Annotated in this window: 5 protein-coding genes; all 5 read left to right on the plus strand. The window is 36.8% G+C overall.

The features are described from left to right. The first annotated feature begins 407 nt into the window (after positions 1-407). The 5 genes from B9Y84_RS08820 (at position 408) to B9Y84_RS08840 (ending at position 11,196) form a co-directional block, all read left to right on the plus strand. Positions 408-6,542 carry a T9SS type B sorting domain-containing protein gene (locus B9Y84_RS08820; RefSeq protein WP_085516719.1) on the plus strand — a complete coding sequence of 2,045 codons (6,135 nt, stop codon included), beginning with the start codon at positions 408-410 and terminating at the stop codon, positions 6,540-6,542. A gap of 5 nt (positions 6,543-6,547) precedes the next feature. After that, positions 6,548-7,507, plus strand: a complete 960-nt coding sequence (locus tag B9Y84_RS08825) for a PorP/SprF family type IX secretion system membrane protein (RefSeq protein ID WP_085516720.1) — start codon at positions 6,548-6,550, stop codon at positions 7,505-7,507. Positions 7,508-7,890: 383 nt separating this feature from the next. Further along, complete coding sequence (locus B9Y84_RS08830) at positions 7,891-8,886, plus strand: TolB family protein (protein WP_085516721.1); 996 nt, start codon at positions 7,891-7,893, stop codon at positions 8,884-8,886. A 193-nt stretch (positions 8,887-9,079) separates the two neighbouring features. Beyond that, a complete protein-coding gene (gene egtB, locus B9Y84_RS08835) occupies positions 9,080-10,237 on the plus strand; it encodes an ergothioneine biosynthesis protein EgtB (RefSeq protein ID WP_085516722.1) in 1,158 nt (385 codons plus the stop codon). Then, entirely contained in the window at positions 10,234-11,196 is a 963-nt protein-coding gene (locus tag B9Y84_RS08840) for an L-histidine N(alpha)-methyltransferase (protein ID WP_085516723.1), read from the plus strand. Before egtB ends, B9Y84_RS08840 begins: the two co-directional genes overlap by 4 nt. The last annotated feature ends 179 nt before the right edge of the window (positions 11,197-11,375 follow it).

Consider the following 11,375-nt stretch of genomic DNA (forward strand, 5'->3'; position numbering starts at 1 on the left):
AATATAATTGACCGGTGATTTGCACCAATATTTCTGATCTAATTTTTGAGATGTAAGTAGAACACCAAAAGACTTGGCATCAATTAAAAAAGTAGAATCTGACCAAATGAAATTTTAGAATTATAATTAAAGTCTCGTAATAGGAGCTACCATTTTCTTTCGTTGAAATGCAAAGAATCACCCTATCGATAAAAGACATGAATTCAAAAAACTTCTATATTTGATCTAATATTTTACTGCATTGCTTAGTAAAAATCGGCTTTTCATCGATTTTTTTATTAATAATATCGAATTTATTACATATGTGGTTATTATTTAGATTGAGCTAATAGTTATATCCTTATTATTATTAATATGCATATTAATTCAAATCCATATAGTATATTGATTCGTAAATTCACACTGCTATGAGAAAATTTTTACTACTATCCCTTTTTGCGTCTTTTTCGATTACTCTTGCTAATGCCCAAGAGATCTGCAATGACGGCATTGATAATGATGGAGATGGTTTTACAGATTGTTTTGATTCGGATTGCTCCGACAATAGTGCCTGTGACGGTTTCTACCTAGGGAATGATGCTTCTTGCCAGGCTGAACCCTCTGAATTTCCTCAATTTACGCTTTCTTTGGGTTACCAATCTAATAATGATGCAAGTTTAAATCTTAGTCGGATAGCTATAGGTGATTTGGATAGAGACGGAATCCCTGAAATTCTTTCTACTAATCAAGGTGATGATAGGATTTATATTCTTAATGGTGATGACGCCACTATAAAGCATCAGGCTACAACCAACAATCCTTCTTTTAGATCGGCTGCAATAGCAAATCTGCAAGATGACAATTGTGGAGAAGTGTTTATTATAAACGAAAATAACGGTAGTGATTATAGGATTAGATCTTTCGACTGCGAACTAAATGAATTATGGGTTTCTGAGAGATTTAATCAAGATCCTGTGTTTGTAAGTTTCGCAGATTTTGATCGAGATGGTCAAGCAGAAATGTATTATAAAGATGAAATTAGAGATCCAGTAACGGGAACCAGAATAGTAGCTTCTACTACTGGAAACTGGAATAATATCCCTAGTGGTGGAGTTGCTGTTGACATAGTGGGTGATGCTGATTTGGAATTAGTTTTGGGTAATAGAATTTATGCAGTTGAACTCAATGGAAGAACGCAGGATGTGGGCACCTTAACGCTATTAGCTACTATGCCTACCGCATATCAAACAAAAAATAATAGTTTTGCTTCTGCACAAAGTTCAACTACTTCAATAGCTGATTATAACTTAGATGGAAATCTTGATGTCATCATCACGGGTGCTAATGGAGGAAACGTATCCAGTGTTTTTTTCTGGGATGTAATCAATAATACGGCAAAGGTTTTTAATGACCCTATAGGTACTGGTACTTATCAATTTGGCTGGCAAAGAGGAATGGGTAGAGTTAATATAGCCGATTTAGATGGCGATGGTCAGTTAAATGCTGCTTTTGTTTCCGGACAATTCCTTTATGCCTTAGACGAAAATTGGGAACCATTATGGGTTGATGCATTTGGAGATCCTGCCCCAACAGTTGTTAATGAAGAAACCTCAGGCATTACGGGCTGTACCCTTTTTGATTTTAATGGTGATGGCCAGTCAGAGGTAGTGTACCGAGATGAAGATTATTTGTATATCATCAATGGAAATGATGGTAGTGTGAACACCCAAATTCATTGTCGCTCAAGAACTTCTGTTGAATATCCCATTGTCGCAGATGTGGATGCCGATGGCTCCACTGAAATTTGCGTAGTTTGTACGACCGAAACTCATAATGCCGCAACCCCAGGAAGAAATTTAGGTATAAATGATCCTGCAGAAGTGAGAATTTATAAATCGGGAGGAGAACCTTGGGTACCAGCCAGAAGAGTCTGGAATCAGCATGCTTATTTCAATGTTAATATAAATGATGACTTAACCGTCCCTCAAAATCAACAAAAGCATCAATTGGTATTTTCTAATGGAACTTGTGCTGCAGGTGCTGTTCGTCCTTTGAATAGCTTTCTAAATCAATCCCCCTTCCTAAGTTCAGATGGTTGTCCAACATATGCTTCTCCAGATTTGAATATACTAGAAAGCACGCTCTCAGTTACTCCTCCAAATTGCCCGGATGAACAGTTTACAGTGAGTTTTGATTTTGAAAATATTGGAGATGTTCCATTATCGGGTGATGTTCCCATCACTTTCTATGACGGTGATCCTTTAATTGCAGGTACAAATAAGTTAAATACTGTATTTATAACCCTTAATAATTTTGCAGTAGGAAATGTTGGCTCAGCTGTTGACCTCTTAATAGATGGGACTGGTGGACCTTTTACACTTTATGCGTCTTTGAATGATAATGGATCTACTACACCAACCCCCATAAGTTTTCCTGCCTCAAATTTTTTAGAATGTAGTTACGCTAATAATATTGTTTCTGCAGCAGTGAACCCGATTCCATTTACACTTTCAACGGAAACGACAAATAATATTGTATGTGCGTCAGGAGGTGTTCCTCCAAACGGATCTGCCAGAGTATTCAGATTAGTTGGAGGTACTGAAGTAACATCCGATTACGATTTCTTTTGGTTCAATGGCACAACCGTTGATGGCACGCCTGACTATACAGGCGCTATCTACACTGATCTGAGTGCAGGAACTTACACTGTTTTTGCTTCAGATAAAATAGCAGGATGTAGTTCAGATACCGTACAGGTTGTCATCAGTGAAAGCGCAAGAGATGTTACTGCTAACATTACCGTGGATAGAGGAAATGATAATTGTAGAAACCCTAACGGACAATTAACAGTGAGTATTAATGGCGGTGAGCCAGTAGGGAATTTTGATTATGAATGGTACGAAGGAAACACAGTGGGAGGGGGCTTACAAATCAGTAATAGTCACGTTGCAAATAATCTAGAATCAGCTACTTACACTGTCTTAATAACAGAGAAAGCAACGGGCTGTCAAACGATTGAATCCGCACAAGTGCCAGATGAGACCGTTACTCCTGTAGTCACAGCTACAGCAACTGACATTGCTTGTTCTGACACAGATACTGGAGTCATTTCGGCCAACGTTGGAGGTTCAACTACCGGATATACTTTCGAGTGGTATATCGGAACCAGTGAAAAACCAACTGCTGATTTTACCAGTAGCACAGTTAATAATTTACCGCAAGGAAGTTATACCGTGAAAGTCACTGATAACATCACCAATTGCGAGTCAGCTCTAGTAACAGTAGTTATCGATCAAACATTATCTCCTGAAATTGATTCGATAACAAGTACAGAAAACAATTCATGTGATCCTAACGATCCAAACGGAACAGTTACAGTTTCAATAGTAGGTAATCCATCAGAACACACCATTGAATGGTTTGCTGGAGCAAGTGCTACGGGTACTGCTATTGGAAGCGGGCTGTCCTTAGAGGGTTTAGGCGGTGGTGAATATACGGTAAAAGTGACAAATAATGATACAGGATGCTTCACAACCGATAGAGTTACCATCAACAACAATATCGTAATTCCAAATCTAAGCGCTACAACAAGTCCTGTAACTACCTGTAATCCATTTAACGGAAGAGTAGAAGCATCCGTTGATTTAGATAATGTAAGCGATTATACATTCTTTTGGTACGAAGGTGATCAGGTTGATAACTCTTTAGAGATAGAAGGAGAATCAAGTAATGTATTAGATAATCAAGAGCCTGGTTTTTATACCGTACAAGCACTCAATAACAATAGAAACTGTTTGGCTGATCCTATAACTGTTGAGGTAATCGATCAAGCTATAATTGCCATCACTCAAAATGATAATGTGCTCGCTTTGCCTAGTGATTGTTCAACTGATAATGGTGTTTTAGAAGTAGAAGCAAGTTCTCCAAATAACACTTCGGGCTTTTTATATGAATGGTATGCCGGAAATACAACTATTGGAACCCCCTTTCTATCTGAAACCGTAATTTCAGGTCCGTCTCGAGCAAGCAATTTATTTTCTGGTTTATATACAGTGGTAGCAACTGACTTAGATAATGGATGTTCCAATTCAAGAATATTTAATTTACCTTTTGTAGATGCTCCGAATTTAGAAACAATAACAGTAACCAATACTACAACATGTGATCCTAATGATGAAGGTAGTATAACAGTGGAATTAACTCCTACGACTGCAGCGATTGATGCGTTTGATTATACCATCAACCTTTATGAGGAAGATGACATCACTAACACCATTGATAGTCAACCAGGAGTTACCGGAGTTGCGACCTATACTTTTACTGGTTTAAGCGAGGGAAATTATACGGTTGAGGCATTATCAACGCCGGCCCTAGGAAGTTGTTCAGTTTATTCTTTTGCCGAAATTGAGTTAGATGCAACTGACCCAATTGTAAATATCATTAGCCGCGTACCTAATACGCATTGTACAAATTCATTAGCTAACGGCTCCTTAGAAGTCAGCATTGACAATGGAGCTTCTCCATCCTTGTACAGAATAAATTGGTATGAAGGAACTGATACATCCACACCTCTGGGAACCAATGTTGGAACAGCAGCGGGAGTCAATGGTGAAATTGCCAATGGTGTATTTGGCGGGAGTTATACAGTAGAGGTTTTTAATGAAGCTACAGAATGCTCCACCATCCGTACATTTAGTATTGTTGACAATCCTATCATTGTTTCAATCCCTTCAAGTGAACTAGATATTTCACCGATAACAAGATGTGATTTCAATGATAGCGAGGTGACCGTAAACAATGTTTACGAAAACGGTATTGTAGCAGACAAAAACGATTATATATTCGAATGGTATGATGCAGATGGTAATCAACTACCTAACGAATCCTCACCAAATAATACAGATACAATAGCAAGTATTCCAGAAGGTTCCTACTTTGTGAAGGCAATAAGTAACGTTTCGGGTTGTGAAACATCATTAACTGAATTCTCAATAGAGAATGAGATTGTCATACCTACTATTACGGTAGATTTCGAGCATCCACAAAGATGTGTGACTCCTGGATTAGGCGAATTACGTGTAACCGCATCTGCTCCTGCAACCTCTTTTTCCTATAACTGGTATAACGGAGAAATAGCTTCTGGCCCCGTAGTACAGACCGGTCCGGACTATGTAGATTTACCCGAAGGATTTTATACAGTAGAAATTACTGACAGTGTCTCAAATTGTATCTACACAGAAACTTACGAATTAGTAACTGAACTGAATTCAGTTAATATCTCAACTTCTGCAACCGCAGTTACCAATTGCGATGCACCTAATGGATCCGTCTTTGCTACGGTTACTTCTATAGGTGGTTATACCTATAATTGGACCGATGCTAGCGGTAATTCTATAGGAAATACTAAAGAAATAAATGGCCTTCCAGCTGGAGAATATACTATCGTTGTAACCGATACTACTGATACTTTCTGCGAGAATACCGCAACACTGGTAGTACCCAACGATCAAATAATACCTGCACTTGTATTAGAGCAAACCGCACCATTAACAGTTTGTGATGTGACCATAGCAAACGGAGCTGCAAAAGCATCAGTCGATGGTGGCTTTATAGGCTACACTTTCGAGTGGTTTGAAGGGAATTCTGCAAGTGGTACCGTTATTCATATTGGGCCCGAATACTCTGAGATGGAAGACAGAACGTATACGGTTCTAGCTACTAACAATCTAACGCAGTGTTCCAATGAAGTAAGTATCACGATTTCTTCTGACATCCCTACAGTTGAAGATCCTAGTATCGAAATATTAGCTAATGACACCCATTGTCAAATTGATAATGGAGCAATGAGAGTAGATGTTGGCGGAAATACCGGTAATTATACTTTTGATTGGTACAGAGGAGAAAACTCAAGCGGAACAGGATTTGCTACTGGTGATAGAATAACTGATTTGGCAGCTGGAACCTACACAGTAGTAGCCACTGATATAAGAACTGGATGTATTTCTGCAGCAGTAAGCGCTGAAATAATTGAAGAGTTGAGCTTCCCTGAGTTAAATATTGAAACACGGGAAGCAAATTGCAATCAAGACAATGGTGAAGCGACTGTATTTATAAGCGGAGGAGTAGAGGTGGAAAGAATCGAATGGTACAATAGTTTTGGTTCGCTTATTACCACAGGGCCTAACTTATCAGGAGTTCCTGCCGGTGATTACAGAGTAAGAGTAAGCACTGCAAAGGGATGTAGTGTTGAAGAAGATATTCAGATTCTATCAGAGATCAGTGCATTTAATGGTATCTCAAGAAATGGAGATGGTGCTAATAGTTTTTTCAAAATCGATTGTATAACGCTATACCCAGACAATGTTGTAAAAATCTACAACAGAGCAGGAACGCTGGTGTATCAAGGAAATGGCTATGATAACAACAATATCAAATTTGATGGTGTATCTAATAGAGGTATTAATATATTAGGGGAAAATTTACCAGATGGCACCTATTTTTACGTGATTGATAAGAAAGATGGTTCCAAAATTGTAAATGGTTATTTAGAAATAGTAAATTAGAAATAATGTCTACTAGTTATATTAAAAATAAGTCTTTATTTATCCTGATTTCCTTCTTATTGTTGGCAGGATCTATAAAGGCCCAGCAATATCCTATTTATTCACAATACATATTCAATGGGCTGATTTTAAACCCTGCCTATGCTGGAAGTCATGTACAGTTAAGTGCATCTGCCATGTATAGAAATCAATGGGTGAATTTTGACGGAGCACCTAAAACGTTGTTTTTTAGTGCACACACCTCTCTGATGGACGAAAGAATGGGGCTAGGTCTACTTATTAATGATGATCGTATCGGTAGTTACTCGAATCAAAATATTTACGGTAGCTATTCTTTCATCATTAAGACTCCTAAAGGAAAATTGGCCATGGGTGTGCAAGCGGGCCTCAATATTCTTTCAGCAGATTATAGCAAACTTAATTTAGATGACCCTGGTGATAATTCCTTTGCTAATGTAAGTGGAAATCTAAAGCCAAATTTTGGAACTGGGGTTTATTTTTACAATAAAACCCTATTCGCAGGTTTTTCTGTTCCTTTTCTGTTAAATAACGGATTTGCAAATATTGATATTGAAAATGCTTTTAATGAAATAAGATCAGCTCGTTATTACTATATGCATGGAGGCTTAATGCTTCCATTAAATCTAGATAAAACTGTAAAAATACAGCCGTCTGTTCTTATTAGAGGCCAAGAAGGCGCTCCACTTAACTTTGATATAAACACTAGTGTGATCTTTTATGATCTTCTTAATGTAGGTGTATCCTATAGGAATATTGATGCGGTTGTTTCCTACATCGATTTTAAATTAAGCGAGTCTTTTCATTTTAGCTATTCTTATGACTGGACTACTTCAGATATACTGAAAGCTTCTAATGGTACGCATGAATTTATGATTAATTACAGAGTGCGATTAAGAAACATCCATGATAATGTTATATGTCCTAAATTTAATGATTTTATGTAATGCTATGCATTAGACTTTTTGGGTAAGTACTTTATTGAAAAACATAAATACATTAAACATTAAAATTAACGCTTTCCTATTTTGTGGGATTTTTCTTCTGGAAGTATTTTATTAAATACTCATGAAGCTTCTACTGATTAATAGTGAAAAAAAACATCTAAGTGACTTTAATTGAATAATAAGCATCTCCATCAGTGTCGTTTGAAGTAGACCCTAATTAGTGGCTAAAAGATCTCTATTATTACTTACTTGCAACTAAATTCCAGCCAAAAACTCTTTTACCGTGTCTATTTCATGTGAATAAGCTTTAATTCAAATAGCTTATCTGTGATAATAAAACCTAATCACCACTTTTTACAGTTATCGTAATAAATAGAACCGACATGAAAAAGACTTTTGCATTCCTGCTCTTTCTACCTATTCTTTATTCCTGCAATGAAATTTGGGGCTACAAATTTAATACCGCCACAATTCCTACTACTCCCGTTAATCTCGACTTTATCAATTCTGAGTACGATGATTACAATTCGACATCTCCAGTATTAGGAGAAACATTCCCTATATGTTTTTCTTCCAATAGACGATCCGCAGGCGGAGAATATGACATCATTTACAAGCTTATAAGGTTTAATTTCTCCAAGTCATCTGGCGAATTTCAAATAGAGGAAGAAACAAATGGGAATATGGATGTCTTTACTGAAAATGCAGATTTAAAAAATGCTTTAAGAAAAATCAATAGCCCTTTTACTGAATTTGGACCCTACCTAACGACTAGATTTCCTTTTGGCAATGGCGGGGAAAGAATACTATTATATGCCAGTGATGAATTCGGAGACTTTGATATCAGATTCACTCATAATTTAAATAATATGAATTATGACTCCATTGCTCCTATTTCCTATTTAAATTCTGAATTCAACGACTACTATCCTGCATTTAATAAAGACAGCAGCCAAATTTACTGGTGCAGTGATCGAAATGGGCAGTTTGATATATTTAATGTTGAACTAGATAATTCTCTAAACTTGCTCGATAGATTGTATGACAATTCGGAAAAAACCCCTAGAACTATTGATGCATTAAATTCCTCATCGGATGACAAATGTCCATTTATCCTGGAGGATTTCATGGTGTTTTCTTCCAACAGACCTGGAGGGTTTGGAGGATTTGACCTTTACTATTCTCAAAAAACAAATGGAGAATGGACTAAACCAGAAAATTTTGGAGCCGAAATTAATTCTGAGCATGATGAATACCGCCCAATAATTAGGCCTCAAAGCGGAGAATTCACTAATGATTTGATGATCTTTTCATCCAACAGACCGGCAGGCTTAGGAGGTTTTGATCTGTACTATGTAGGAATTGACAGGGTAAATTGAAAAAATCTATTCCTAGAGCTATTAAGACTAAAAAAATGCACTTTCTGTTATTTTTATACTTCCAGTAAAACTTATCTATAAGCTCACAGTTTATAATTAAAAGGTCTTTAAGACTACATTTTACTGCCTTTAACAAAAGGAATTTAATATTTTCCTCCCTTTTTGAAGGAGAAATTATTAGTTTAAAGTTTCTATGGAAAACTATCTTAATCGCTATAACGAAATCAGAAAAACCACTGAAGGCATTTGCGAGCCACTACAAACTGAAGATTATGTTGCGCAACCAACTTCCGATGTAAGTCCTCCCAAATGGCATTTAGCACACACTACTTGGTTTTTCGAAACCTTCTTACTCAAGGAATTCGCTAAAGGCTATAAAGAATTTCATCCTCAATTCGCTTTTCTTTTTAACAGCTATTATGTGAGCGCTGGTGAAAGAATGTTGCGCCCTAACAGAGGAAATATGACCCGCCCAACTGTTGAGGAGATCTATCAGTATAGAAGATATGTGGACATAGCTGTTGGGAAATTATTGTCTCAAATCATTACTGATGAGATGAAAAACATTCTAGAAATTGGCTTTAATCATGAGCAGCAACACCAAGAGTTGCTGTTTTATGACATCAAATATATTTTAGGACACAATCCATTATTCCCAGTTTATGACAAAGGTTTTGAAGAATACTTTACTGAAGATTGGGAACATGATTGGGTACAAATCAATAAGGGGAATTATAAAATCGGCTTTGACGGTAAAGGCTTTTCTTTCGATAACGAGCATAATTACCATGAAGTCCATTTGGAAGGCGCCAAAATCGCTAACCAACTCGTAACGAATGGAGAATATGCTGAATTTATAGAAGCAAAAGGCTATGAAAACCATGCCTATTGGCATTCAGATGCTCGAGCTTGGTTAGAAGAAAGTGGGATTTCAACTCCACTGTATTGGCATAAGATAGACGGAAAATGGCATTATTACACTTTGGCCGGCTTAAAGCCCATCGATGAATCAGCTCCATTAATGCATATTAGTTTTTATGAAGCTTATGCATTCGCAGAATGGAAAGGATTGCGCTTACCAACAGAATTTGAATGGGAAACCGCTTCCAACTTATTTGATTGGGGAAAACGATGGGAGCATACCGGCAGTGCATATCTCCCCTATCCTGGATACAAAAAACCTTCAGGGGCCATCGGAGAATACAATGGAAAATTCATGGTAAACCAAATGGTGATGCGCGGTGCTTCTCGAGCTACATCAATTAATCATTCAAGAAAAACATACAGAAATTTCTTTCATCCGCATTTACAATGGCATTTCAGCGGAATAAGATTAGCAAAAGATTTATGACAACAACTGATAAAATCAACTTCTCCGTGGCAGATGCTGTAAAAGAAGGACTCACACAAAAAGAAAAATCACTCCCTAGTTGGCTTTTTTATGATGCTGAAGGAGACCGTCTCTTTCAAGAAATTATGAACATGCCGGAATATTATCTCACCAATTGTGAGTTTGATATATTTCAAAAATATAAAGATGAGATTCTTTCCATTATTTCAGCAGATGCTGATGGATTCAACCTGATTGAATTTGGTGCAGGAGATGGTTTAAAAACTGAAATTCTTTTAAAACATTTCGTAATAAAGAAAGCAAATTTCAATTATAAGCCTGTTGATATTTCAGAGAATGTTTTGAACTTATTGCAAGAAAGAATGCAAAAGTCAATTCCTGAACTAGATATTAAACCCATTAACAAAGAGTATTTTTCTGCCTTAGATGCTTTAAATGCAGAAAGGAAAAACCCAATGGTAGTCCTTTTCATGGGTGGAAATATTGGAAATTTTGCACTTCCTGATGCACAAACTTTTATCAATCATATAGCCGAAAAACTAAGAGTAGGAGACCAGATCATTATGGGCTTTGATATGAAAAAAGATCCCGATATGATCAGAAGCGCTTATAATGATCAACAAGGCATTACCCGCCAGTTTAATATGAATCTCTTGAAAAGGCTTAACAGTGAATTAGAGGCTAATTTTGATTTAGCAGAATTTAAACATTATCCGTCTTATGACCCTCAAAGTGGTACCACAAAAAGCTTCTTAATTTCTCAAAAAGAACAAACGGTCTATTTAAAAGGCATTGATACCACCATTCATTTTAGGGCTTGGGAACATATTCACGTGGAAGTATCTCAAAAATTTGATGAGGATATGATTGAAGATATCGCAAAAGAAGCAGGTTTAAATGTGGAAAAGTATTTTTATGATGATAAAAAGTATTTTGCGGATGTGGTGATGAGGAAATAGTTAAACTCGTCAAAGCTTCACGGATCTTGGCGTCTCGCTAAGATCTTGTCCCTGTTCCTTACAATCTTAGCGAGACGCTAAGACTAGGAGGTAAAACAGGGCATATTTTTCGCTTTATCGAAAATCCTTTTGTTTTTTTTTGACTCTTTTGCGTTTAAATTCCTGCTTTTAGCTGGCCT

It is taken from the genome of Marivirga sericea, from assembly GCF_900177665.1.
Classification (GTDB): Bacteria; Bacteroidota; Bacteroidia; order Cytophagales; family Cyclobacteriaceae; genus Marivirga; species Marivirga sericea.